Annotated in this window: 30 protein-coding genes; 4 read left to right on the forward strand and 26 right to left on the reverse strand. The window is 36.3% G+C overall.

Annotation, left to right across the window (positions count from 1 at the left end; translation table 11 throughout):
- The 14 genes from ACEN3Z_RS00720 to ACEN3Z_RS00785 all read right to left on the reverse strand — a co-directional run.
- A partial coding sequence (locus ACEN3Z_RS00720; RefSeq protein ID WP_407089156.1) for a transposase occupies positions 1-217 on the reverse strand: 217 nt, incomplete at its 3' end.
- 91 nt (positions 218-308) lie between these two features.
- Complete coding sequence (locus tag ACEN3Z_RS00725) at positions 309-725, reverse strand: hypothetical protein (protein ID WP_407089157.1); 417 nt, start codon at positions 723-725, stop codon at positions 309-311.
- Between the two features lie 132 nt (positions 726-857).
- A complete protein-coding gene (locus ACEN3Z_RS00730; protein ID WP_407089158.1) occupies positions 858-1,424 on the reverse strand; it encodes a GNAT family N-acetyltransferase in 567 nt (188 codons plus the stop codon).
- Between the two features lie 158 nt (positions 1,425-1,582).
- Positions 1,583-3,925 carry a DNA internalization-related competence protein ComEC/Rec2 gene (locus ACEN3Z_RS00735; RefSeq protein WP_407089159.1) on the reverse strand — a complete coding sequence of 781 codons (2,343 nt, stop codon included), beginning with the start codon at positions 3,923-3,925 and terminating at the stop codon, positions 1,583-1,585.
- A complete protein-coding gene (locus ACEN3Z_RS00740) occupies positions 3,922-4,662 on the reverse strand; it encodes a helix-hairpin-helix domain-containing protein (protein ID WP_407089160.1) in 741 nt (246 codons plus the stop codon). The genes ACEN3Z_RS00735 and ACEN3Z_RS00740 overlap by 4 nt, the downstream gene beginning before the upstream one ends.
- A 113-nt stretch (positions 4,663-4,775) precedes the next feature.
- Positions 4,776-5,273: a pantetheine-phosphate adenylyltransferase gene (coaD, locus tag ACEN3Z_RS00745; RefSeq protein WP_407089161.1), complete on the reverse strand. Its 498-nt coding sequence runs from the start codon at positions 5,271-5,273 to the stop codon at positions 4,776-4,778.
- Positions 5,266-5,838: a 16S rRNA (guanine(966)-N(2))-methyltransferase RsmD gene (rsmD, locus tag ACEN3Z_RS00750; RefSeq protein ID WP_407089162.1), complete on the reverse strand. Its 573-nt coding sequence runs from the start codon at positions 5,836-5,838 to the stop codon at positions 5,266-5,268. The genes coaD and rsmD overlap by 8 nt, the downstream gene beginning before the upstream one ends.
- A gap of 13 nt (positions 5,839-5,851) precedes the next feature.
- Positions 5,852-6,208, reverse strand: a complete 357-nt coding sequence (locus tag ACEN3Z_RS00755; RefSeq protein WP_407089163.1) for a YlbG family protein — start codon at positions 6,206-6,208, stop codon at positions 5,852-5,854.
- Between the two features lies 1 nt (position 6,209).
- A complete protein-coding gene (locus tag ACEN3Z_RS00760; RefSeq protein ID WP_407089164.1) occupies positions 6,210-7,472 on the reverse strand; it encodes an FtsW/RodA/SpoVE family cell cycle protein in 1,263 nt (420 codons plus the stop codon).
- A gap of 224 nt (positions 7,473-7,696) precedes the next feature.
- Positions 7,697-8,299: a superoxide dismutase gene (locus ACEN3Z_RS00765; RefSeq protein WP_407089165.1), complete on the reverse strand. Its 603-nt coding sequence runs from the start codon at positions 8,297-8,299 to the stop codon at positions 7,697-7,699.
- Positions 8,300-8,402: 103 nt separating this feature from the next.
- Positions 8,403-10,235 (reverse strand): translational GTPase TypA, encoded by a 1,833-nt coding sequence (gene typA, locus ACEN3Z_RS00770; RefSeq protein ID WP_407089266.1) that lies wholly within the window; start codon positions 10,233-10,235, stop codon positions 8,403-8,405.
- Between the two features lie 19 nt (positions 10,236-10,254).
- Complete coding sequence (locus ACEN3Z_RS00775) at positions 10,255-11,028, reverse strand: inositol monophosphatase family protein (protein WP_407089166.1); 774 nt, start codon at positions 11,026-11,028, stop codon at positions 10,255-10,257.
- A complete protein-coding gene (locus ACEN3Z_RS00780) occupies positions 11,029-11,343 on the reverse strand; it encodes a UPF0223 family protein (RefSeq protein ID WP_407089167.1) in 315 nt (104 codons plus the stop codon).
- A gap of 41 nt (positions 11,344-11,384) precedes the next feature.
- Positions 11,385-12,278: a LysR family transcriptional regulator gene (locus tag ACEN3Z_RS00785; protein ID WP_407089168.1), complete on the reverse strand. Its 894-nt coding sequence runs from the start codon at positions 12,276-12,278 to the stop codon at positions 11,385-11,387.
- Between the two features lie 157 nt (positions 12,279-12,435).
- On the opposite strand from ACEN3Z_RS00785, the gene ACEN3Z_RS00790 reads away from it, so the two are divergent.
- From ACEN3Z_RS00790 to ACEN3Z_RS00800, 3 genes are read left to right on the forward strand one after another with little or no spacing between them, the layout of a single operon-like run.
- On the forward strand, positions 12,436-12,810 hold the full coding sequence (locus ACEN3Z_RS00790; protein ID WP_407089169.1) for a CidA/LrgA family protein: 375 nt from the start codon (positions 12,436-12,438) through the stop codon (positions 12,808-12,810).
- Positions 12,807-13,511, forward strand: a complete 705-nt coding sequence (locus tag ACEN3Z_RS00795; protein ID WP_407089170.1) for an LrgB family protein — start codon at positions 12,807-12,809, stop codon at positions 13,509-13,511. Before ACEN3Z_RS00790 ends, ACEN3Z_RS00795 begins: the two co-directional genes overlap by 4 nt.
- Positions 13,512-13,532: 21 nt before the next feature.
- Positions 13,533-14,642 (forward strand): alpha-hydroxy-acid oxidizing protein, encoded by a 1,110-nt coding sequence (locus ACEN3Z_RS00800; RefSeq protein WP_407089171.1) that lies wholly within the window; start codon positions 13,533-13,535, stop codon positions 14,640-14,642.
- 55 nt (positions 14,643-14,697) lie between these two features.
- Here ACEN3Z_RS00800 and ACEN3Z_RS00805 read toward each other — a convergent pair whose 3' ends face one another.
- The gene (locus ACEN3Z_RS00805; RefSeq protein WP_407089172.1) at positions 14,698-15,192 is read right to left on the reverse strand and encodes a cupin domain-containing protein; all 495 of its coding nucleotides are present in this window, start codon (positions 15,190-15,192) and stop codon (positions 14,698-14,700) included.
- Between the two features lie 89 nt (positions 15,193-15,281).
- On the opposite strand from ACEN3Z_RS00805, the gene ACEN3Z_RS00810 reads away from it, so the two are divergent.
- Complete coding sequence (locus ACEN3Z_RS00810; protein WP_407089173.1) at positions 15,282-15,458, forward strand: hypothetical protein; 177 nt, start codon at positions 15,282-15,284, stop codon at positions 15,456-15,458.
- A gap of 221 nt (positions 15,459-15,679) precedes the next feature.
- On the opposite strand, the gene atpC is transcribed toward ACEN3Z_RS00810, so the two are convergent.
- From atpC to ACEN3Z_RS00865, 11 genes are all read right to left on the reverse strand, one after another.
- Positions 15,680-16,114 (reverse strand): ATP synthase F1 subunit epsilon, encoded by a 435-nt coding sequence (gene atpC / locus ACEN3Z_RS00815; protein ID WP_407089174.1) that lies wholly within the window; start codon positions 16,112-16,114, stop codon positions 15,680-15,682.
- A gap of 32 nt (positions 16,115-16,146) precedes the next feature.
- Positions 16,147-17,601: a F0F1 ATP synthase subunit beta gene (atpD, locus tag ACEN3Z_RS00820; protein WP_407089175.1), complete on the reverse strand. Its 1,455-nt coding sequence runs from the start codon at positions 17,599-17,601 to the stop codon at positions 16,147-16,149.
- A gap of 20 nt (positions 17,602-17,621) precedes the next feature.
- The gene (gene atpG / locus ACEN3Z_RS00825; protein WP_407089176.1) at positions 17,622-18,527 is read right to left on the reverse strand and encodes an ATP synthase F1 subunit gamma; all 906 of its coding nucleotides are present in this window, start codon (positions 18,525-18,527) and stop codon (positions 17,622-17,624) included.
- A gap of 15 nt (positions 18,528-18,542) precedes the next feature.
- Positions 18,543-20,054 (reverse strand): F0F1 ATP synthase subunit alpha, encoded by a 1,512-nt coding sequence (gene atpA / locus ACEN3Z_RS00830; protein WP_407089177.1) that lies wholly within the window; start codon positions 20,052-20,054, stop codon positions 18,543-18,545.
- Between the two features lie 11 nt (positions 20,055-20,065).
- On the reverse strand, positions 20,066-20,422 hold the full coding sequence (locus ACEN3Z_RS00835; protein WP_407089178.1) for a F0F1 ATP synthase subunit delta: 357 nt from the start codon (positions 20,420-20,422) through the stop codon (positions 20,066-20,068).
- Positions 20,409-20,921 (reverse strand): F0F1 ATP synthase subunit B, encoded by a 513-nt coding sequence (gene atpF, locus ACEN3Z_RS00840; protein ID WP_407089179.1) that lies wholly within the window; start codon positions 20,919-20,921, stop codon positions 20,409-20,411. Before atpF ends, ACEN3Z_RS00835 begins: the two co-directional genes overlap by 14 nt.
- Before the next feature lie 30 nt (positions 20,922-20,951).
- Positions 20,952-21,164 (reverse strand): F0F1 ATP synthase subunit C, encoded by a 213-nt coding sequence (gene atpE, locus ACEN3Z_RS00845; RefSeq protein ID WP_407089180.1) that lies wholly within the window; start codon positions 21,162-21,164, stop codon positions 20,952-20,954.
- Between the two features lie 30 nt (positions 21,165-21,194).
- Positions 21,195-21,911, reverse strand: a complete 717-nt coding sequence (gene atpB, locus ACEN3Z_RS00850; RefSeq protein ID WP_407089182.1) for a F0F1 ATP synthase subunit A — start codon at positions 21,909-21,911, stop codon at positions 21,195-21,197.
- Positions 21,912-22,383: 472 nt separating this feature from the next.
- On the reverse strand, positions 22,384-23,790 hold the full coding sequence (lpdA, locus tag ACEN3Z_RS00855; RefSeq protein ID WP_407089183.1) for a dihydrolipoyl dehydrogenase: 1,407 nt from the start codon (positions 23,788-23,790) through the stop codon (positions 22,384-22,386).
- Positions 23,791-23,803: 13 nt separating this feature from the next.
- Complete coding sequence (locus ACEN3Z_RS00860) at positions 23,804-25,459, reverse strand: 2-oxo acid dehydrogenase subunit E2 (protein WP_407089184.1); 1,656 nt, start codon at positions 25,457-25,459, stop codon at positions 23,804-23,806.
- Between the two features lie 81 nt (positions 25,460-25,540).
- Entirely contained in the window at positions 25,541-26,518 is a 978-nt protein-coding gene (locus ACEN3Z_RS00865) for an alpha-ketoacid dehydrogenase subunit beta (protein WP_197104787.1), read from the reverse strand.

Consider the following 26,518-nt stretch of genomic DNA (forward strand, 5'->3'; position numbering starts at 1 on the left):
TATTTAGCATGAGGTCCCGTTCGTAATAGCCATTCCGCTGATCTTTTCGTTCCGAAGTCCGTTCATAGTTCTCTGCTTTAATGTAGCGATCACGTTCAACTTCCATATAAGCGTTAAAGACAGTGACAGCTAATGATTTCATCATCGCATTCATATCGCTATTCATGACTGCCTCTGTTAATTCTTCTAAATTTAAGGTAATATTTAATTGAGCCATAATAATCTTCCTTTCAATGTTTGTCTGTCAACTACATTGTACCAAAGAGATTATTATGGTTTTTTACTTTTACACAATTATATGGGCTTTATCACTCTAGATACATACCGTTAACTAGGAAAATAGCATTAACATCTTTTTCTTTCATAACTTGAGCCATCTCGAGCGCATAGCTATCTGGTTCTTGTGGCGCATCATCAAAAGTAAATAATAAGACATCTTCAGAAGAATTTTCATCTAACGGGATGATTTCTGAAGAAATATCTGGATCTGCATGCATGTAGTAGGCATATCCTTCTTCATTCGGTTGAGCGTAGTTTCCATAATCAGTCCAAGCTGCACGGACATTATCAGTTTTGACAATATTATTCTCCGTTGCCACCGCTTCTTCTGTAATCTGGATTTGTGGTATATCTTCGGGTATCTCTTCAGCCTGTACCCAAGAATGAATTGGCATATTACCAAGCAATACTGTACCTAAAAGTACCTTCAAAAAGATCTTCTGCATCGACTTACTTCCTCCTGTTAATTGTATAGTTATTTTATAAACGTAATATCAACGATATTTATGTCATATAATCCAATTTTACAATAACTTTAATAAGTTTAAAAGCAGATATTATAAACAATCCAGGTAATTTTAATAAATAGAGAAAGATAAACTCTCTGTTGGCAATACTTCAGATTGCTCCGGCTCTGCGACTAGTTTTTTACCAAACCATTTAACATCGTGCCATTGGCCGAATTTGTAGCCTGCCTGAGGGAATGTGCTGAGCAATTGAAAGCCATTCTTTTCATGGAAGCGAATGCTTCTTTCGTTCGTTGCTACAATGTTCGCAATTATTTGTGTCATACCTAAAGCAGTTAATGTTCTTTCTAAAGCTGTGAATAGTGATTGGCCGACACCTCGTACAGGTGTATCTTCAGCTACATAAATACTCAAAGCACACGTATTAACTAGATTCAACATAAATGAAATTTCACTCACATAAACAAAACCAACGATGACTCCTTCGTATTCTGCTACTAAAAAAGGCAAATGACTTTGAGCTTCGATAATCAATTGTTCATAATACGAAAGGGTCCCTACTGTTTCCTCCAAGTTAAAGACAGTATTTAATATATAGGGTGTATAAATTTGTTGTATTTGCTTCGCATTCTCAACCTGTGCGGGACGAATCATTAATTGTTGTGACTGAAATTTCATATAAACCTCCTTGTATACTTTTTTAAAACAAAATAATTATAGCTAATTATTTGAAATAAGCAATCACTTTTTGTCACTTTTATTGTAAAGTTTATGTAAAGTTTCAAGCTCTTACAAAACGTTGATATAACGGTCTTTATTCGCATTAACATTCCACCTTATTTCTCAATAACTGTCCGTATTCTATACCCCTTTAATGGGTGATATGTGAGTTGAACAGCGCCGACCATTTCAGTACTTAAATAAGGAACACTGTGTTGGTTTAATAAATCTAACACTTCGGCATGGGGATGACCGTACTGATTATTAACACCAGCTGAAATGAAGGCGAAGAACGGTTGAGTATGCGTCAGTAATTCTTCAGAAGTACTCGTATCACTCCCGTGATGAGCTACTTTTAGAATATCCGCTCGGATTTCTGGATAGGTCGCTAAGATTTTTGTTTCAATTCGCTTAGTCACGTCGCCTAAAGATAATACCGCGAGCCCTTCTATATCGATTTGAGTAATCAATGACGAATCATTGGATTCACTTTGCGAATATTTAATATCAGAGAGTGCTGGGCTATACAATGTCAGCGGAATAGTTGGATGTTTATAGCTTTCACCCATGTCTAGACTCACAACGGTATTAACTTTAACTTTAGCTGAAATCTCTTCCCAAATATTACTCTTCAAAGTATAATCACTGACCCATAACTCCTGAATTTTGATCGCGTGAGACAAAGCTTGTAAATTCCCAATGTGATCAATATCGGGATGGGTAATAATGACACCATCTAATTGATTCACACCTAGGGCTTTTAAAGCGGGGATTAAATTCCTCTCAGCAAAACTATGGTCGATATTCGATCCTTCCACTGGTTCCCAAAGTCGCTTACCGCCGGTATCAATCAACCAATTCCCCTGTTGATGACCTAATTGAAACAACATCGCATCTCCCTGCCCCACATCAATTATCGTTAATTTAACCGTCGGATCCAAATAGGGTACCCCAAACAAAATAATTAAATACATCAGCAAGAATACACCATAACTTAAAAATGAGCGAACATGGATGAACGCAATAAAAAACACAGCGACAAGTATAAGTAAATAAAAAATTACTGTCGTCTGCTTCCCGACTATCAGATTAAAGGAATGAAAGGCGTCAGATTGGCTTAACAGTTCATTAAGGAAGACAACACCTCTATCAAACAATGCACTCACTGTTTCTAAACCTGGGAGAGAAAATACAATCCATAAAGTCGTAAAAAAGACGAGCGGCATAATCAGATAATTAAAAACGACTGTAAACAAAATAACTATCACTATTTGAATTACATTCCATTCAAATGACGTCTGCATTATAATTGGCCAGGACAATAACAAGCAGGCAAAAGTCATTTCAATACTTTGAATGGCAGAATGTTTATTTGGGGTGGCTTGGTTATAACTCATCACAACAAAAGTCATCATAAAACTTAATGTATATCCTAACGATAAGACATTTAAAGGGTTAAAACAAATGAATAAAATCCCCACGATGGCAAGGCTATCTAAAGAAGCGATGGGTAAACGATACTTTGTTTTTAAAGAATTTAAGGCACTTGTAGATAAGACACGAATGACCCCAATGGGCCAACCGACTAACCACGTGTAAAGCCATAGCAAAACTGTCATTAAAATCTTCGCATATTCAATTGGTATGCCTAATCTGAGCAGTACATTATTTAACAAGCGTCTAATAAAATAAATATGAAAACCAGAGATTGCAAAGAAGTGTGCAACTCCTAAAGCAGTAAAGTTTTCTTTGTAGTGCCTATAAGTGTCGGAGTCAATATTGAAAAGCAGCTTATTATAAATCGCAATCCACTCATGATGGTTTAGTTTAATAAAGGTCTCCAATATCTTATATCTGAATGTATCTAATTTACCAACCAATGATGGGTCCGATTTAAGCTGATATATGTTAGTAATTTCAAATTCCCAGGCGATATTTTGGGTAGCTAAGTAAGCTTTATAATCAAATACATCAAAATTTCTAGCCTCATCCGGCTTTTCAAACTTACCTTCAACGAACCAAACAGTTGATTCTTCAAGTATGCTTTGAATTTCAGGTTCGTCACCTTCTAACCACTGAACAAAATTTACTCTTAAATCGATTTTCTCAGATTGATGAACGATTTGAACTTTCCCGTCACCACGGACTGAGTCCTCATCACTTTGTACATCAAAAGGATTCGTATATAAAATTGCTCGCATTTCTTGCGAGGCAATGGGTAATTCCTCGAGTTTTTGAAACTGAAATGTTTGAAAGAATGCATACCCAAGAACTAAAATAGATATGACAGTAACGGTTATGATTGTCTTCAGATTACCCAAACTAATTATTCTTAAGGCTATAAAGATAATAGGTAACATTAGCCAAAAACTAAAGTTATAAAAGGCCTGTAACAAGACATACATAAGCAGAAAAATAAAGGGCCATTCATATCGTATGTGTTGTAAATATTTTATCATGGCGAAACCGTAATAAGGTCAGTTAGGTTCTCGAATGTCTTCTCACCTATCCCAGAAACAGCCATAATATCTTCAATGGCAGCAAAGCTTCCATTCTCTTCTCTAAATTGAATAATTGCGGCTGCCTTTTTGGGTCCAATATTCGGGAGAGTCATCAACTCATCTACGGTGGCGGAATTTATATTTACTAGGCCAGGTATAATGTCATTAATTGAATTTGATCCTTCAATATAAGCCGTTTCAACTGACCTTGTTTCCGGTATCGTCTCTGCTTGTTCCAATTCTGAATAGCTATAAATGTATAACAACATCTGATCTTCAAGTATTTTCGCCTGGTTTAATGTTTCTGTGGCGGCTTCTTCAGTTAGTCCCCCTGCCATTTCTATCGCATCATAAACTCTACTTCCGATAGGCAAAGCATACATATCTGGTTTGGCAACTGCTCCTTTAATATCGACATAAAACACTTGCTGTTCATTATCTTCTGTTCGCTCTTCCGTCTGTTGCTTTAGCCCGGATATTGCTGCTAAATCCGTATTAACTTCGGTTTCTTGGGTTGATTCCGCCGAATGAGTTGAGTTACTTTCGAACAGTTTGACATAATCGGTTGACGATTGTTGGCTAGGTAAGATAGCCGATAATAAGACGATAACCAACACCGTCAATACTAATAACTTAAAAATATTCTGTTGAATGTGAGTCACGATTGTCTTAAAGGTCACATTTTGAAAATTCATATTATTCCTCCTAAATATTTGTCTATATATATATACAAAAAAAAAGCCGATTTTCATTTTTTAAAATGAAAATCGACCAAATTATTTTTTTATGACTTAATTTATTTGAATATTTACTTAGAATTAATTTTTTCGTGCATGGCTTCTTCAACATTTGGTGGTACCATATCACTGATATCCCCATCGAAAAAGGCAATTTCTTTAATAATCGTCGAACTTAAGTAGCGATACTGATCGGCAGCATATAATATCATCGTCTCTAACCCATCTACTTGTCGAGCATTCGCAGAAGCGATGGCGTACTCGTAATCTACATCCGTTGTATTACGTAAGCCTCTGATAAGCGCAGTCGCTTGTTTTTCTTCGTAATAATGAGCAATCAGCCCATCCTTTAAAGTATCCACTGTTACGTTACCAATATGTTTCACGCTGTCAACAACTAATTTAATTCGCTCATCAACCGTAAACAATGTTTTCTTATTTGTATTGATTGCGATTACGACAATGACTTCATCAAACAGTTTACTACTTCGTTCAATTAAATTTAAATGCCCTTTAGTTAAGGGATCAAACGTTCCAGCAAAAATACCAATCTTTGGTTTATTACTCAACACTATTTTCCTCACCTTCAAAGATATGGATGCGGGTTGCACCATAATCTTTTACTTTAATTAACCCATGACCTTCAATCCTATCTGGAAGGGTTACATCTGAATCTGTTTCACAGACAATGGTCGTTTGGTTATTAATGACTTTTAAATCCCAAAGCCATTGTATATCTTTTTCAATTTGTTGTTTGTGATATGGCGGATCTAGAAAGAGTAGTTTAAATGGCTCAGCCAATTGACTAGTTACATAGTTTCGTAAACTCTTATGATTATCACCTTTTAATAAAGTGAAGCGCTCTTCCTCTTTAGTCATCTTTAAGTTTTCGTTGATTGTCTCGATGGCTGGTCTGTGTTTCTCACACAGAACGGCAGAATCCATCCCTCTAGAAACAGCCTCAATGGCTAAAGCACCGCTTCCAGCATATAAATCTAAACAAATACCACCATCAAAGTACCCACCAATTAAATTAAACATACTTTCTTTAATTTTATCTGTTGTCGGCCGTGTATTTTGACCTGGGACGGCTTTTAGACGTCTACTTCCATAATTTCCTGATATTACTCGCATATATTACCACCAATTATCCATTATTCATTTTTTTGTTGCGAAGTGTTTCTGCAATTGACTCGATTAATGACTCTTCTTCATCCTCTACAGAAAAAGGACCCGATAAAGAATTGTCTGTTGAAGGTTCAATCGCATTTGCAAACGTCATGTCAATGTCATCTCGGTATGAATACTCGACTTCTCTGACAAAATAATAGTCATTCACTACTTTCTCAACTTTTTTTGCATCTTTTTTATTCACATACATAATCGCATACTTCATTCTACGACTATAGTAATGAATATAGCCATGCTTTCTTAATTCTTTAATCTGCTTTGTTGAATATAGCCAAATAACCAGCGCTTGTCTTTCAATCATATTAAATTCCATATTACTCCCCTTTCTGCTTAGAATAAACTAAGTTAATGTTTGGTTCTTTACCTTCTTCAATTATCATTCTTAAAGCCAGTCCAATCGCACTTAGCATTGCCATCATACTTGTTCCTCCATAACTAATAAATGGTAAAGTGACCCCAGTTAATGGCAGAATACTCACGACACCTCCGATATTAATCACGGATTGAACGAGTAGTAAAGAAGCAACACCTATTAGAACTGATTTACGGTATAACTCTGTACTTGCTGCCGCACGTTGGTAAATAATTACGATGAGGCTAAATAATAAACCTACCACAACTAACACACCAATTAAGCCAAGTTCTTCAGCGATATTTGCCAATATATAATCGGATTCAATGACCGGTAAAGCTCCTTGCTTCGATACACCTTCGCCTAATCCCATTCCAAACCAACCACCCCGACTAAATGCCATTAAGCCTTGGATGATTTGGTAACCTGAATCGGATGAATATCTGAATGGATCAATGAATGATGCAATCCGTTCAAACATATGGAAATCTTTTGAAACTAGCCAATCTCCAAATTGCCGACCAATGATTGTTAATAATAAATAACCAACAAATAAAACACTATAGGCTATAATGTTCCACTTTAAAGACCCTTTCGTCAACAGATAAATAAGTCCCAGAGTCGCTGATAAAATAATCAACATTCCTAGATCGGGTTGTAGGAAAATTAGCCCACAAGAAACTACTAATGTTGCAATAGCTACATTATTCACATTAAACCAGGAAGGAAGTTTCTGATTAGTCAGAATGACCTCCCTATCATAATACTTGATTAACCAACTAATCACTAGAATTCCAATGACTTTAACGAACTCACTTGGTTGAAAACTAACTCCAAATACGACAAACCAACTGGTTGCCCCCCAGACGCTTTCTTGAGTGGTCAAAGTATATATCAGTAAGACAATTAATATGACCATCATAAATAGAATGAGCCTGATATTTTTAAATAATTCAAAAGGTACAACAACCATTATACCGATGATGATGACACCAATAACAACTGAAAGACCTTGTGTCGTGATCGCCCTCATTGGGTTATCATACATTGTCGCACTAAAGACTGAAATCAACCCAATGACCACCAATAAAGTTGTAATTAAAACGATGGATTTGTCAATCAACCTGAAATTCTTTGCGATCTCTTTTTTTGAGAATGATTCTTTGAATAACTTTTTAAGCCTCATACTTTTTGAAGCATCATGATGTTCCTCATTGTTTGCCATCAAACGCCTCCTCATGGATAGATAATTACACTCAGTATACCACTTCAAAAAGTGTATTGAAAAGTGTATGATTTTTCATATAAGCTATTATAACATGTATCGCTTAATTAAAAATGACAATTTATTGAATCCTCAAATGCACTAACTACAATAATCAAATTTACAAGCAAAAAAATAGTGCCACTGAGATTTCTCTCAATGACACTATCAATTCAAACTTTAGTTTACGCGTTTAAACGTTCTACAACTTTCGACCAGTTAACAACTTTCCAGAAAGCTGATAAGTATTCTGGACGACGGTTTTGGTAGTTTAAGTAGTAAGCATGTTCCCATACGTCTACACCTAATAGTGGTTTTTTACCATCTGTAAGTGGGTTATCTTGGTTTGGAGTTCCAACAACTTCTAATGTTCCGTTGTTATCAACAAGCCATGCCCAACCAGATCCAAACTGACCTGCACCTGCTGCTTCAAATTTCTCTTTAAATGAATCTACTGATCCGAATGCATCTTCTAATTTTTCAGCTAATTCAGCAGGAACTTCATTATTATCTGAAGGTGCTTGTAAAGATTCCCAGAATAATGAATGGTTTAAGTGTCCCCCACCATTGTTACGTACAGCTGTACGTTTTTCTTCTGGAATATCGTTTAAGTTTGCAACAACATCTTCGATTGCTTTATCAGCAAACTCTGTTCCTTCTAATGCATCATTTAATTTTGTTACATATCCGCTGTGGTGTTTGCCATGATGAATTTCCATTGTTTCCTTATCGATAACTGGTTCTAAAGCATCACTTGCATATGGTGAATTTGGTAAAGTAAAAGCCATAATTAAATTCCTCCTATATATTTCACATAATATATTCATATTACCATCTAGGAATGTAATCACAAAATAAAACGCTCACTAAATGTGAGCGTTTTACAAAATATTATTTCTTCTCTTTTTTAGATGCTTTTTCACGAGCACTTTTATCTAAGATTTGTTTACGTAAACGAATACTTTCTGGTGTTACTTCACAGTACTCATCTTCGTCCATGAATTGTAATGATTCTTCTAATGTTAAAATCTTAGGTTGTTTAATCACATTAGTTTGGTCTTTATTCGCTGAACGTACGTTAGTTTGTTGTTTAGCTTTTGTGATATTTACTGTTAAATCATTTTCACGGTTATGTTCCCCAATAATCATACCACCATAAACTTCAGTACCGGGCGTGATATAAATTTGTCCACGTTCTTCGATGTTCATAATACTATAAGTTGTCGCTTGACCAGAGTCTAGTGAAACTAGAGCACCGTTACGACGACGGCCGATTGATCCGCCTACAGCTGGTCTATACTCATCAAAAGTATGGTTCATAATTCCGTAACCACGTGTTAATGACATAAATTCTGTTGCGAAGCCTATTAATCCACGCGCTGGAACTAAGAAGATTAGACGCACTTGTCCGTTACCTGGGTTAATCATATCAGCCATTTCAGCTTTTCTTGTACCTAAAGCTTCAATGATTGATCCCATATATTCTTCTGGAGTATCAATTTGTAATCTTTCAAACGGTTCACTTGCGACACCGTCAATCTCACGAATGATTACTTCTGGTCTTGATACTTGGAATTCGTATCCTTCACGTCTCATGTTCTCAATTAAGATTGATAAGTGTAATTCCCCACGTCCTGATACAGTAAAGGCATCAGGTGAATCTGTCGGTTCTACGTTTAAAGAAACGTCAGTTTGTAATTCACGTGCTAATCTATCTTCAAGATTACGAGCTGTAACGTATTTACCTTCTCTACCTGCAAACGGCGAGTTATTCGTTAAGAACTTCATTTGTAATGTCGGCTCATCCACGTGTAGTAATGGCAGTGCAATTGGGTCAGTACTACTTGATACTGTTTCCCCAACAAAGATATCATCCATACCTGATAGAGCAATTAAGTCTCCACCAATGGCTTCGTTAATTTCAACTCTGTTTAAACCGAAGAAACCGAACATTTTTGATACACGGAAGTTTTTAGTGCTTCCATCTGTCTTCATTAATGTCACGCTATCTCCAACTTTGATTGTTCCTTGGAACACGCGCCCAATACCGATACGTCCAACGTAATCACTATAATCTAACATAGATACTTGGAATTGTAGGGGTTCGTCACGGTTGTCCACAGGCGCAGGTACATGTTCCAATACTTCATCAAAGATGGCATCCATATTATCTTCTTGATCTGCTGGATCACTTGACGTACTTGAAGTTCCGTTTAATGCTGACGCATATACAACTGGGAATTCAATTTGATCGTCATCGGCACCAAGTTCGATGAATAATTCTAAGACTTCATCTACAACTTCTTCAGGTCGTGCAGATGGTTTATCTATTTTGTTCACAACGACAACTGGAACTAACCCTTCATCCAAAGCACGTTTTAATACAAAACGAGTTTGTGGCATTGTTCCTTCATAGGCATCGACAACTAATACTACACCGTCGACCATTTTCATAATACGCTCTACTTCACCACCGAAGTCCGCGTGTCCTGGTGTATCCATGATATTTATGCGAGTCCCTTTATAATCCACTGCCGTATTTTTAGCTAAGATTGTAATTCCACGTTCTCTTTCAATATCATTGTTGTCCATCGCACGATCGTCAAGTTGTGTATGTCCATCTAAAGTGTCCGATTGTATTAACAATTCATTAACCAACGATGTTTTACCGTGGTCAACGTGAGCGATTATTGCGATGTTTCTTATATCATTACGTAATTCCATTATTTTATTCAATCCTTATCTATTTATGACTTAGCAATTCTAATGCCTCTTGATGCACATTCGGATGTGCAAATAATATTGGTGACCGAGTTAATATATCCGGTCGACTTCCATCTATTGTCGTTACTTTATATCCCATTGACTCGCATATAGCATAGCCAGCAGCAAAATCCCATGGTCGTAAACCTGCTGAGAAATACAGTGCTGCCTCTCCTCTAATTAAGCCAATGATTTCTATCGCAGCTGATCCATAGGATCTTGCGCCGAGTGAAACATTTAGTAAGGCTTTCATATTATACACGTTGTTGGAGAAAGATTCTACATTTCCGAGCACTAAAGATTCATTTAATTGAGATATTTTTATTGGTTCGAGCGGATGATTATTTAAGTAAACGTCTTCACCCACGATACCATAGTATAAATCACTATTCATTACATCATAAATATAACCAGCAACTGGTAAACCATCTTCAAAAATACCAATCATAATTCCAAAATGATTTTTAGCTTTAACAAAATTTAAAGTACCGTCAATGGGATCAATAACCCAAACAGTGCCTTTCGTATCATCAACAATATCCCCTTGTCCTTCTTCACCAATAATTTGGTGTGTTGGATAATATTCACGGATTTTATTAATAAAAAATCGTTCCGTTGCTTTATCCATCTCAGTGACTAAATCACTCGGACTTTTCTTCTCTTTTACTTGTAATTCACGTTCCAAAGAATATTTTAACGTTTCTGCAGCTTGCTCCATCCAAACTAAAATACGATGATGTAATTGATAGTCCACTTATTTTCTCCTTTGTTCAGTAGTTAAATTCATAATTTGTGCTTTTTTATTTAAATTCACTTCTTTTACTTTAGTTCCCATCAGTTGAACCGCTCTGTATATTGAATATCCACTTAACTCTTCGAATTTTTTTCCCATTTGTTTCTCTTGACTCTTACTTGGAACCACTTCTTTAAATTGCTTATAAGCTTTTTGGAATTTCTCATAGTGGATACCTTGTTCATACGTTGATTCAACTGCATTAAGAAAAGTGATGACCTGTATGATGTCTTCATTCGACCAATCTGGGTCGATCGGATATTGATAGTTTTTCAAATAGAATCTCCTTACTTTATTAAATTGCTATAAAATCGGCTTTAATTATCTGAATATAGTTCTGTTACAATCTCTAACACTTCATCATTAAATTTCTTTTGAATTGCTGTCACAGGGGTTTCGTTATTGATAATTAAGCTAGTATACACTTTTGGTGCATCTTCGATAGGAATCCTAATTAAGTGGTCTTGATTTCTGATAATAATATCTGTCATGAAACCAGCATAAATTCCTGAATCAATCATTGAATTAATTGTTTGAATTTCATTCGAATAACGAACTTTCTTTAGCTTTAGACTATTATCATTTACCCAATGATTCATAATTGTATTATGCGTATACCCATTACCTAACGTAATGAAGTCTAACTCTTCAAGTTCCTCTACTGAAAGATTCTTACGGTCTGCTATTTTATGATTTTTATTTACATAAATCGCAAACTCATGTTCTTCCATAGGAACTTGAGTTAACCATTTTTCCTCAAAAATAGGTCTTTCACTTGAAATAATAGCTGATGAAACTTGATTGTTTCGAATCATTTCAAACATCACTTCAGAACTTTCTTCCTCAATAAAATTCAATAACATACTATACTCAGCTAAATCTGGAAGAATCTTTGGTAAATAATAACCACCGATCGTCGGTAGGAAGCCAAACGATACTGTCTCTGCTTGCGAATTAATTATTTCTTGCTTCGTGCGGTCTAGTGTTTGTAATATCTCATGGGCAGATCTGTATAAGATTTCTCCGGATTCAGTTAATTGAACATTTTGAACGGCGCGGTTACGTTGGATGAGTGTTGTTTCAAAATTCTCCTCCAATCTCTTTAACGCTATAGAGATAGATGGTTGCGATACATAGAATGCTTCGGCAGTCTTAGTAAAGCTCAAACTTTCTGCTAAATGAATAAAGTATTTTAAATCTCTAATATTCATATATTATTCCTCACTTCATAAATTATATTTATAGTTAATAATAAATTTGTATTATTTCTTTTTATATCAATATGGTATTATATTCCTATGAAACGCTTTCATATCTTATGGATTTTGCTCCATATTGATTATATCATAATTGAAAAGGATGACATACATGGATAAGTTAAAACAGTTATTTTGGCTACTCTTATTCTCTTATATTGGAGAAATATCGTCGCTAGTCATTTCGCCGTTTGTTGCAATTCCTGGTAGTGTTATCGGAATGGTCGTATTGTTCTTAGCTCTACATTTCAATATTTTACCGATTGAAAAAGTAGAGGACGTAGGAACTTGGCTGACTGATAACATGGCTTTCTTATTTATCCCAGCTGGGGTGGGATTAATGACTCAGTTCGAAGTACTGGGTGGGAACGTTTGGTGGCAGCTACTTATAATTTTATTTGTAACAACTGCATTAATGATGTGGTGTGTAGGTACAGTTGTTCAAAAACTGATCGAGAACCGACAGAACAAGGGGGCTAAAAAATGATAAGCAATTTAGTCGAAACACCTTTTTTTGGTTTTATGGTTTCTATTGGCTTTTATTTACTTGGAAGTATTCTTTATAAGCGGATTAAATTTCCACTTTTTAATCCTTTAGTATTCGCTATCATATGTATCATAATTATGTTACTTCTAACGAATGTGTCATATGAAACCTATAATGAGGGAGGAAGATATAAAAGTATCTGGGTTACTCCAGCTACGGTTGCCTTAGCAATCAAGCTAGAGAAAAACTTCAAGTACTTAAAAGAGAATTACCCAGCAATATTAATAGGGATTGTATCCGGTGTGGCATTCCATACTGTATTGATCATTCTGTTTAGCCTGTTGTTTAGATTCGACTACCCATTAGCAGCGACATTCTTACCTAAATCGGTAACGACTGCGATTGCAATTGGTATATCTGAATCTGTTGGCGGCTTAGTACCTTTAACTGTTGCCGTCGTGGTATTCACTGGTGTTGTGGGGGCTTTAATTGGACCTACTCTATTCAGAGTAGCTAATATTACTAATCCGGTAGCTCAAGGAATTGCTTTTGGTTCAAGTGCTCATGCTATGGGAACTTCAAAAGCGATTGAAGTTGGAGAAGTTCAAGGAGCAATGTCTGGTTTAGCGATTGTTGTCACTGGTATTGTTATTGTTGTGTTCGCACCTATCGGTGCTCAAATATTACAATTATTATTTTAATTAAAAAAGGAGAAGATTAATATGACTGAGGAAAACAAATATAATGCACCTCAAGAGGTAAAAGATTTAAATATTATTAATACGATCGAATTAGAGGACTTTGCTAAAGAAATCGTTCCTCATGGCGGGTTTGATTACATGGCTGGTGGATCTGGTGATGAGTTTACATTGCGTCGTAACGTTTCAGCATTTAACCAAAAAGGAATCTTACCTCGTATGGCAGCTGACGTTGAATTCCCTGATACACAAACAAAAATCTTTGGGCATGATTTAAAAGTACCATTCATTATGGCTCCAATCGCTGCTCACGGTTTAGCCCACGAGTCTAAAGAAGCCGGAACAGCGAAAGGAATTAGCGAATTTGGCGGAACAATTATGTCAATTAGTGCTTATTCAGGTGCTTCATTCGAAGAGATTGAAGAAGGTCTAGCAGGTAACCCACGTTGGTTCCAAATTTACATGAGTAAAGATGATGAATTAAACAAAAACATCTTAGACGAAGCAAAAGCAGACGGTGCATCAGCAATCATCCTAACTGCTGATGCCACAGTAAGTGGTAACCGTGACCGTGATACACGAAATAAATTTGTATACCCATTCGGTATGCCAATTGTTTCACGTTATTTGACTGGTTCAGGGGAAAACATGTCTCTAAACAATATTTACGGACAATCTAAACAAAAAATTGATTTAAAAGATATTCAATTCATTAAACATTACTCTGGCCTTCCAGTATTCTTAAAGGGTGTTCAAACTCCTGAAGATGCTATGGCAGCCATTGCTGTTGGTGTTGACGGAATTTGGGTTTCAAACCATGGTGGACGTCAACTAGATGGCGCTCCTGCTTCATTCGAAGTATTAGAAGAAATTGCTGAAGTAGTTGCTGGTCGTGTGCCAATCGTATTCGACAGTGGAATCCGTCGTGGAGAGCACATCTTCAAAGCGCTAGCAAGTGGTGCTGACATCGTTGCTGTCGGTCGTCCAGTATTATTCAGTTTAGCTTTAGGTGGATGGAAAGGCGTTAAGAGCGTATTCGAATACTTCGAAAACGATTTAAAACGTGTCATGCAACTTGCAGGAACACAAACAATCACTGACGTTAAAAATGCTCGCTTAAAAGATTTAAAATAATCACATGATAAAGGCCACACTAGAAAATTAAATCTAGTGTGGCTTATTTTTTTAATTATTTTTTTTCTGTAGTTAAGCGAGTAATAATTTCTGTATGTTCGGGATATTGTTCCAGCAGTACTTGTCGTTCAAATAATTCAAAGTCTTCAAATTTAAAGCCAGGACTCACCATACAACCTACAAGCGAATAACCGTCTTTCTCTTCAACCGTCGATCCAAAAATCGTATTTTTAGGTACGACCGCTTGAAGCACTTGGCCTTTTTCGATGTCCGTCCCTAAATAAACTTTTTGATACTCCCCTTCAGGAGTAATCATATGAACTGTTAATGGATTCCCATAATGATAGTACCAAATCTCATCAGAAGTTAAACGATGAAATCTGGACGGATTTGAATCAGTTAACAGAAAGTATATACTCGTATAAAGTGCCGTTGGAGATTGATTTTCTCTTTCAAACGTTTCGTCTGACTTTAAAACTTGATGAAAATAGCCACCCTCAGGATGGGCTTCCATATTATAATAATCAATCCAAGTTTGTTTTTTCTGCATAATTTACTCCTTTTCAAGTTAGAATCATCATTCTTTTTAGTATATCTTGTTACAATGAATGTATCAATGAAGAAAAGGAGCAAGATACAATGGATATGAATGAAATGACAAGAGAAGCTTTACTCCAAGACTCTAATGATACGGATTTAACGCAACATATTCGCGATTTAAGTCGTTTAGCTGATGATGGCATGACTTTACTTGATGATAAGAAAAGAGCAGAAACACGTCGTAATTTATCGCTTTTAAAGAATGTTATTATATAAGAAGCTCAACAGCTTAAAGGCACTGATAAAGCATCAATTTCTACTTTAGCCTCAAAATACATCACGACAATTCAAAATCTTTCACGGATTCTTTCGAAGGAAACAGAAGATTCTGATTTATATCAAACACTTAATCAGATTTATAAACCTCTTTACAAATTAATTAAATAAATATAAAAAAATATCCAGACCTGACTTTAGTAAGTAGGTTCTGGATATTTTTAAATATTTTTTGCCCTAACGTTAATCTTATTAATTGCTCGATTCAAAGCAATACGAGCACGACGGTGAGCAACCGTATCATTATTTGATAAGGCGGTTTCTAATTCTGCCTCAGCCTGTTGTTTCTCAATAAGTGCTTTCCCTTCGTCAATATCTCTTGAACGAATCGCATACGTCGCAGTAATTTCTACAACATTATCATGCATTTCGAGAATACCACCATTTATCGCAATATAGTTATCCGCCATCGATTTCTCACGTCGGCTCACTTTAATTGAACCAACCGTTAACGAGGTGATCACTGGAATATGATTGGGAAGTATCGTCATCTCTCCGTCTGTTGTCTTCACTACAACACCTCGTGAGTAGTGAGTATAAATTAATCCTTCAGGAGCATAAATATTCACTTGTAATAGTTCATGTTTTTTAGCCAATGTTACTTACCTCACTTCCTGAATCGAATTATTTATTTATATTGGGAAACATCAATACCTAATTCTTCAGCTTTGTCAATCACTTGATCAATCGCACCCACGTTTCTAAACGCTTCTTCAGGTAGAGTGTCGTATTTACCTTCTAAGATACCTTCAAAGCCATCTAATGTTTCTTCAACGGTTACAAACGAACCTGGAACGCCAGTAAACTGTTCAGCTACATGGAAGTTTTGTGATAAGAATAATTGAATACGACGTGCACGTGTCACTGTCACTTTCTCTTCATCACTTAATTCTTCAATACCAAGAATTGCGATAATATCTTGCAATTCATTATATCTTTGCAATGTTTGTTGAACTTGTGTTGCAATTTGATAATGTCTATTCCCAACAATATCTTCAGATAAAGCAATCGATGTTGATTCTAGCGGGTTCACTGCTGGATAAATACCTTGTGACGTTAACTTACGGTCTAAGTTTGTTGTTGAATCCAGATGGGCAAACGTTGTCGCTGGCGCCGGGTCAGTATAGTCATCTGCTGGAACATATACAGCTTGAATCGAAGTAATCGCACCATCAACCGTAGAAGCGATACGTTCTTGCATGGCGCCCATTTCACTTGCTAATGTCGGTTGGTAACCAACAGCAGACGGCATACGTCCTAATAGTGCTGATACCTCAGATCCTGCTTGAGTGAAACGATAGATATTATCAACGAATAGTAGTACGTCTTGTTTCATTGTATCTCTGAAATATTCTGCCATAGTTAAACCAGTTAATACAGTTCTCATTCTCGCTCCAGGTGGCTCGTTCATTTGACCAAACACCAAGGCAGTATTCTTATCAACACCACTCTCAGCCATCTCCTGAATTAAGTCATTCCCTTCACGAGAACGTTCTCCAACACCAGCAAAGACGGAAATCCCATCCCGTTCTTGTGCGATATTGTGGATTAATTCTTGAATGAGTACTGTCTTACCAACTCCAGCACCACCGAAGAGCCCGACTTTCCCACCTCTTAAATAAGGTGCCAATAGGTCAATAACTTTAATTCCAGTTTCCAATACTTCAAAGTTACTTTCTAAGTCTTCATACTTTGGAGCATCATTATAGATACTTTTCAATTCATAGCCAGTTTCTAATGGACCACGGCGATCGATTGTCTGACCGAGCACATTAAATACTCGTCCTAAAACTTCTTTTCCAACAGGAACTTGGATAGTTGAACCTGTATCAACCACTACCATATCACGACTTAAACCTTCAGTCGCATTCATAGCAATAGTTCTAACAGCCCCTTCACCTAAGTCCAATGATACTTCGACGACTGTTACATCATCACGATTTAAATCCTCTTCAGTAACTGTCTCTTCCGTTTCATTTGGAATGATCACTAAAGCATTCTGAATATGAGGGACGCCATCGTCTTTAGGAAACCGAACATCGACGACTGGGCCGATAACTTGTTCTACTTTTCCAATTCTCATGTTATCTTGCCTTCTTTCCTTTAATTTTGTGCATTCGCACCACTCGTAATCTCGATGATTTCATTCGTTACGCGTTTTTGTCTTTGTTGATTATAGACATATTGTAAATTCTTAATTAAATCAGTTGCATTATCAGTTGCTTGAGTCATTGCTTGCATGCGACTTGCTTGTTCTGCGGTTTTTGCATCTAAGATTGTTCCATAAATCATACTTTCTGCATATTGAGAAAGCAGTATATCTAACACATCTGGAACATCAGGTTCTATGGCATAATCAACATCTGTTTTTTCTTCAGTTGGAAGATTTGTCAGAGGTAATAATTGCTCACAACGAAATTCATTTTGCAAAGCATTTATTGAATGATTATAAACTAGATATAATTCATCGAAAGTCTCGTTTTTAAATAACTCAACACATTTTTGGATTAAACTTTGAACTTGTGTAAATGTCGGAAAGTCAGATAAATGATGCAACTCGTGTGCAACATTAAAATTTTCTTTTCGACATAATTTCATAATAGGTTCACCGACGGCCATCACAACGATATCTTCTGCACCTTGATTTCTTTCGTCCAATAATGCTTTAAATTCTTTCAATATTGTTGAGTTGTAACCACCAGCCAATCCTTTATCTGATGTAATCACTAAGTAACCTGATTTCTTAACGGGTCGATTAATTAGTAAATCATGAAAATCGACGATACTCGTTAAGTCACTATTCGTTACATAACCAGCATTACTTATATCACCAACTTGACGCATTAAGTTTGCAACCGTTTGTTTAATTTTCGTTGCATATATTTCATAATTACTTGATATATTAACAATTCGGTTATACTTTGTCGTAGAAACTAAACTCATTGCTTTAGTAATTTGAGATGTCTTATTGATTGAATCAATTTGTCTTCTAATTTCTTCTAATGCCAATATATTTCACCTCGATTAATCTACTGTTTGCATTGTTCGGAACATTTCTCCAAAGTTACTTAATAAATTGTCTAAGCTTTCTTGATCCGGCAAATCACCCGTATCTACAATTTCTTTCAAGACATCTGAATGAGTTGTCTCGATATAATCGTATAATTGCTCTTCATAGTATTTCACTTGATCAACAGGGATATTTTCTAAATACCCGTGAGTTAAAGCAAATAACATAATTACTTGATTCGTTACGGGTATTGGTGAATGAGACGATTGTTTTAATACTTCAACCGTTAATTTACCTTGATCTAATCTTCTTTGAGTGGACTCATCTAAGTCTGCTCCGAATTGAGAGAATGCCTCGAGTTCTCGGTAACTTGCTAAGTTTAAGCGAAGTGTCCCGGCAACTTTCTTCATTGCCTTCAATTGTGCTGATCCCCCGACACGAGATACTGATAACCCAGCATCAATGGCAGGTCTTACTCCAGAGAAGAATAGATTTTGATCCAAGAAGATCTGTCCATCTGTAATCGAAATAACGTTTGTCGGAATATATGCAGATATATCTCCAGCAAGTGTTTCTACAATCGGTAAAGCTGTCATTGAACCGCCACCCATTTCTTTATTCAATTTAGCTGAACGTTCTAATAAGCGTGAATGTAAGTAGAATACGTCACCGGGATATGCTTCTCGTCCAGGAGGTCTTTTAAGTAATAAACTCATCTCACGATAAGCTGCTGCTTGTTTTGATAAATCATCATAAATAATTAATACGTGGCGTCCGTTATACATAAATTCTTCACCCATAGCTGTAGCCGCATATGGAGCTAAATATAATAGACTCGACATTGATGATGCACTCGCAGAAACAACAATCGTATGATCCATTGCTCCGTGATGTTCCAATGTTGTCACTAAGTTTTTAACAGTAGATTCTTTTTGACCAATTGCTACATAAATACAAATAACATCTTCATCTTTTTGATTAATGATCGTATCTACGGCTAAAGTTGTCTTACCAGTCTTTCTGTCTCCGATAATTAATTCACGTTGTCCTCGTCCAATTGGAACTAATGTATCAATGGATTTAATCCCTGTTTGCATTGGCTCAGCAACACTTTCTCTATCCATAATTGCTGGTGCTTCTGCTTCAATCGGACGATTTTTCTTATTGATAATTTGTCCATTCCCATCTAATGGTTCTCCAAGTGGATTGACAACTCTTCCTAATAGGGCTTCTCCTACTGGAACCTGCATCACTCGATTCGTCCGACGAACTAAATCTCCTTCGTCAATATCAACATATTCTCCAAGGATAATCACACCGATATCATCTTTTTCTAAGTTTTGCACCATGCCAATAGTACCATTAGCGAATTCAATCATCTCACCGTTCATGGCATTATCTAAACCATTTACTCGGGCAATACCATCCCCAATGAAAGAAATGATTCCGATTTCTTCAAGGTGATGCGATGCATCAAATTGTTGGATCTGTTGACGTAACCGCGTAGTTAATTTTTCAGTTTCCAATTATTTCACCTCTATTTCATATTGATTTGTTTGTGTAGATAACCATTTAAATCATTTAATTTACGTTTTAAACTGTTATCGTAAAAGTAAGTTGTACTTTGTACTCTGATTCCAGCTATCATGGATGGATCTACACGAAAATCGACTTTATCATTGTCGAAAGGAATGACATGATTCACCGCATCAATAACTTTTTTTCTTTCTTCATCAGTTAATTGTTGTGCACTTGTTATTCTCACTTTTTCATTCGAACGATAATCATCTTGCTCACTTGCTTCTCTGATTCGTTTTTTATTGATAGAAAATGAAGCAAGTTGTTGTAGTAATTGTTCTTCATTAAGTGAATTATTTATATTATCTACTTTCATTTATACTCGCATCCATTTCTAATACTAATTCTGATATCAATTGTTGGTGGTCTTCCGAATTTACTTCACGTCTTAATACTTGTTCAGCAATTTCGATAGATAATTTACCAATTTGATCTTCCATTGATTCCAGCATTTGTCTACGTTCCCGTTGAATAGATAGTTCTGCTTGTGTGCGCATTTCTTCTATCTCTTCTTTTGCTCGTTCAATTTGATCAGCTTTCATCTTTGAAACTTGCCATTTTGTATCTTGTACTAATTTATTGGCTTCAGTTCTCGCGTTAGTTAGCATTTCTCTTGCTTCATCTTCCGTTGCTTCAGCATTTTTTTTCGCTACTTTAGCATCGTTAATATTACTATCAATTATTTCTTCACGTTCTTGTAGAATCTTTGATATGGGATCCCAAGCAAATTTAGAAACGATAAATAAAAGAATAGCGAAGGATATAATTGTCATTAAGAAATGACCTACTCCTGTTTGAAGTATTGATTCAAGCATTTAATTCCCTCCATTTTCCGTAGTTAATTCTTACATGAATAGTAACATAAAAGCAATAACGGCAGCCATAATTGGGATAGCCTCAATCATACCTACACCGATAAACATTGTCCCTCTAATTTTACTTTCCATTTCTGGTTGTCGAGCCATCGACTCAATTGCTTTTGAAATAACCAAACCGTTCCCGATCGCAGACCCTAAAGCAGCGAAAGCAATCGCTATTGCAGCACCAATTCCGTTCATAATTATATGTCTCCTTTATATTTTAAAATTTTAATGTTCAGTAACAACTTTATGTGATAAATAAACCATGGATAACGTTACAAAGATATATGCTTGTAATGCCCCAATGAATAATGAAAATCCTTGCCATACCATTTGTAATGGTATCCCAGCTAACCAAGTAACTAAACCGAAACTGTTACCTAATTGAGCGATTAATGCGAGTAGTATCTCACCTGCAAAGATATTCCCAAATAAACGTAATGACAAAGTAGCAATTGAAATAATTTCATCTGCAGCTTTAATCGGGAGTACGGCTACATTAGGTGTAGCATAATTCTTTTTGAAATATCCACCAAAACCAAATTTTTTGATCCCTAGAATATGCGAAATGAAATTCATAGTAAGAGCTAATGCAATACAGACGATTGGATCCGCTGTCGGACTTTTCCAATACGAAATCTCATGAGCTTCTACTAAAAATGGTAAACCAAGCACATTTGATACAAAAACGAATAAAAATAGCGTCAAAGCTAACATGACGTAGACAGGTTGACTTTGACTACCAAATGATTCCTCAACTATCCCATTAATAAATGATATTAAATACTCAAAGACAGTTTGTGTCTTTCCAGGATTCTCAACCTTCAGTTTACGTGTGAAAAATAAAGATAGAAGAAATACAATAATCAAAGTAGCAATCATTGCAACTAATGTATTAAACCCGACATTAATACCGAATAGATTAACTAATTTTGTCTCACTCAAAAGCGACCCCTCTTTCTTTAAAAATATTGTGCACAAACTTTTTATAGTTTATATCACGTCAAATAAAAAGCTATTAAATATTTATTCAACATTTTTTATTTTACCATGGAAATTACATTAACACAAACACTTACTAGTCAGTAACCACAGCGTTTTTTTGTGTAGTACTATATTGACCTTGAATATATTTTACATTATAGTATTTATTTTTTTGTATTAAGTTTACTAACAAAAAATATTTTATTTTTTATTTTAATTTTTCCGGGCTATTATTTTTATATATTTCATAATGATTACGCTACCACCTTGATTAAATCAAATGTTTACAAAAATAATAAAAACAATTTATTTTTAATATTTCAAGTTTTTTTTAGTGTTCCTTTGTACTTTATATACACCCACATGTTGTTATAGTTTATAAAATATGCAAAAAAAAGAGAGTAAGTTTTTACTTACTCTCTCAAAAATTAAATTAAATGTGGATTGGTTGACCTAATACTAGTTCGGCAGTATCCATTACAACTTCACCTAATGATGGGTGAGAGTGAATAGTTAATGCTAAATCTTCTGCATTTAAGCCACCTTCTACAGCAAGGATTAATTCAGTTAATACCTCGGATGCGTTCGGACCTACTACTTGAGCACCGACTAGAATATTATCTTCTGTTGTTGTAACTAAACGAACGAATCCTTCAGTTTGGTCTAATGAAATTGCACGACCGTTACCACCGAATGGGAATTTAGATGCTTTAACTGATAATCCAGCATCTTTAGCTGTTTTTGCAGTATGACCTACAGAAGCTAATTCTGGATCTGTAAATGCTACTGCTGGCATTGCAACGTAGTCTACAGTGTCAGCTTCACCGCTGATTGCAGCTGCTGCAACTTTACCTTCGTATGAAGCTTTATGTGCTAATGCCGCACCAGCAACGATATCACCAATTGCATAGATGTTAGGTAAGTTAGTACGACCTTGGTTATCAACTTCGATTAAACCACGATCAGTCATCTTAACGCCTGCTAAATCTAAGCCCATTTCGTCAGTGTTTGGACGACGTCCTACTGATACTAATACGTAATCAGCATTTACTTCTTCTTCTTTACCGTTAACTTCAAATTTAACAGTAACTGAATCTCCGTTATCAACTGCTTCTTTAGCCATTGCGCCTGTATGAACAGTCATATTACGGTTTTTCATTTCTTTCTCAACAACTCTTACCATGTCTTTTTCAAACGATGGTAATAATTGAGGTGAACCTTCAAGGATAGTTACTTCAGAACCTAAGTTAGCATAAGCCATACCTAATTCTGAACCAATCACTCCACCACCGATAACAACTAATTTTTTAGGTACTTCAGTTAAGTTTAAAGCACCAGTTGAATCGATAACACGTCCACCAAATTTGAATCCTGGGATTTCAATTGGGCGAGAACCTGTTGCGATGATTGCATTTTTGTATGAATAACTTTCTGCTCCATCTTCATGAATAACACGTAAATGATGATCATCTTGGAAGAAAGCTTCTCCCTTAATGATTTCAACTTTATTCTTTTTAAGTAACATTCCAACGCCACCAGTTAATTTTGAAACAACTTCATTGTCTTTCCATTCTTGTGTGCGTTTGAAGTCTAATTTAACTTCGTTAGTTGTTACACCAAATACTTCACTGTTTTGTGCATTGTGGTATGCATGTCCAGCACTAATAAGTGCTTTAGAAGGAATACATCCTACGTTTAAACAAACTCCACCAATATGTTCACGTTCAATGATGGCAACTTTTTGGCCTAGTTGTGCTGCACGAATCGCTGCAACATATCCACCAGGGCCTGAACCGATAACAACTGTATCTAATTCAACTGCGAAATCTCCAACTACCATTTATTTATTCACCTTATCCTTCCATTAACAATAATTCTGGATCTGCTAAGTAACGTTTGATTTCGTTCATAGCGTGTTGTGCTGTAGCACCGTCAACGATACGGTGGTCAAAACTTAATGACAATTTAACAACACGTCCAACTGCTAATTCACCTTCGTCATTAACAACAGGTTGTTGTACAATTGAACCGAAACCTAAGATAGCTACTTCTGGATAATTGATAACTGGTGTGAACCATTTACCACCTGCAGAACCGATATTTGAGATTGTAACAGTTCCATCTCCCATTTCAGAAGCAGATAATTTACCTTCGTGAGCTTTACCTGATAAATCAGTGATTGCGTCAGCAATATCAAACATGCTTAATGCGTTAGCATCTTTAATATTTGGTACGTATAATCCACGATCTGTATCTGTTGCAATTCCGATATTGAAGTAGTTTTTGTAAACTATTTCGTTAGTTGAGTCATCAATCGATGCGTTTAATACTGGGTATTTCTTAACAGCTGCTACTAAAGCTTTAACAACATATGGTAAAAATGTTAATTTAGTATCGCGTTCTGCAGCAACATTTTTGAATTTCTTACGGTGATCCCATAATTTAGAAACTTCAATTTCGTCATGTAATGTAACATGAGGTGCTGTATGTTTAGAGTTAACCATTGCACGAGCAATTGCTTTACGCATACCTGACATAGGTTCGCGAGTTTGACGTTCTGAAACTGGTACAGAAGCTGGTTCTGCTGCTTTAGCTGGTGCTTCTTTAGCTGGAGCTGCTTTCACTTCAGAAGCTGTTTCAGTTTGTGCTGCTACTGCCACTGGAGCTTGAGCTGTTGTTTGATTTGGATCAAAGTTATTCACGTCATCAGCTGTAACACGTCCACCTTTACCAGATGGTGTTACTGATGTGATATCAATTCCTTTGTCACGTGCTAATTTACGTACAGAAGGCATTGCTAGAACGCGTCCTGTTGCGCTGTTTACGCCTGCAGTACCTGTAGATGCTGCTGGTTGAGCGTTAGAATCAGCAGGTTGTTGTGCTGGATCTTCGCCTGCTTCAGCAGTAGGTGATGCGGGTGTTGATTGAGTATCATCACCTGAACCTTCGTAGTCCGGTGCATCAATTTCAACTAAGATATCATCAACGACTGCAACTGTTCCTTCTGATGCATGGATTTTAACCACTTTACCAGCATATGGTGAAGGTAGTTCTTCTACTGCTTTATCGTTTTGGATTTCTACTAGAATTTGATCTTCTTCAATTGTATCGCCTTCAGCTACTAACCAAGATACAACTTCACCTTCAATAATTCCTTCACCTAATTCAGGTAAACGGAACATGAAGTTAGATCCACCTGCTGCTGGTTTAGCCGCTGGTGCTTCTTGAGCTGGAGCCGCTGGAGCCACTTCTTCAGCTTCATCTTCGTAACCAGGTGCGTCAATTTCTAGTAGTACTTGACCAACTGTTGTTACTTCACCTTCTTGTGCAACGATTTTTGAAACTGTTCCACTTACTGGAGAAGGTAATTCTTCTACTGCTTTATCATTTTGAATTTCTACTAAAATATCGTCTTCTTGAACTTGGTCGCCTTCAGCAACTAACCAAGATACAACTTCACCTTCAACGATACCTTCGCCTAATTCAGGTAATTTAAATTTAAATGCCATTGGGTGTTTACATCCTTTCTCGTTTTCAGATATGTTTAACAAATAACCAAAGGGTAGCAGAACTACCCTAAGTATTTATAATTAGAAATCAGTAGCTTCTTTTACTTTTGCTACGATATCATCAGCATTTGGTAACCAGTCTTTTTCTGCCATACCGAATGAGAAGACAGTATTAGGAGCTGCTACAAATCCAATTGGAGCTTTTAATGAAAGAATGGCGCGTTGTGAAATTTCAGAAATTACTTTCTCACCAACACCTGCTTGACGTTGTGCTTCTTGAACAACGACAACACGTCCAGTCTTTTCAGCTGAAGCAACAATTGTTTCGATATCTAAAGGATGAACAGTACGTAAGTCAACGATTTCAGCTGAAACGCCGTCTTTTTCAAGCGCTTCCGCTGCTGAGATAGCTTCACGAACCATTGCACCATAAGTAATGATAGATACGTCAGTACCTTCTTTAACAACGTTTGCTTTTCCTAAAGGAACTGTATATTCTTCTTCTGGAACTTCCTCACGGAATGAACGGTAAAGTTTCATATGTTCTAAGTAAACAACAGGGTCATTATCACGAATTGCAGAGATTAATAATCCTTTTGCATCATATGGGTTAGATGGGATAACTACTTTAATACCAGGAGATTGTGCAATTAGACCTTCTAATGAGTCCGCGTGCATTTCTGGTGTCGCAACTCCCCCACCAAATGGTGAACGGATTGTAATTGGCATAGTGCGTGATCCACCTGTACGGTAACGAGTACGCGCTGCTTGTCCTACAATTGAGTCCATAACTTCGAAAACAAATCCGAAGAATTGGATTTCCATAATTGGACGGAAGTTTTCAAATGTTAAACCAACGGCTAAACCACCGATACCAGATTCTGCTAAAGGTGTATTAAATACACGGTCCTCTCCGAATTTTTCTTGTAAACCTTCTGTGGCACGGAATACCCCACCGTTAGCTCCTACGTCTTCACCGAAGACTAAAGTACGGTCATCGTTGCCTAATTCAATTTCTAAAGCGTTTGTGATCGCTTGAATCAATGTCATTTGAGCCAT

This window comes from Ruoffia sp. FAM 26254 (assembly GCF_045528545.1).
Taxonomy (GTDB): domain Bacteria; phylum Bacillota; class Bacilli; order Lactobacillales; family Aerococcaceae; genus Ruoffia; species Ruoffia halotolerans.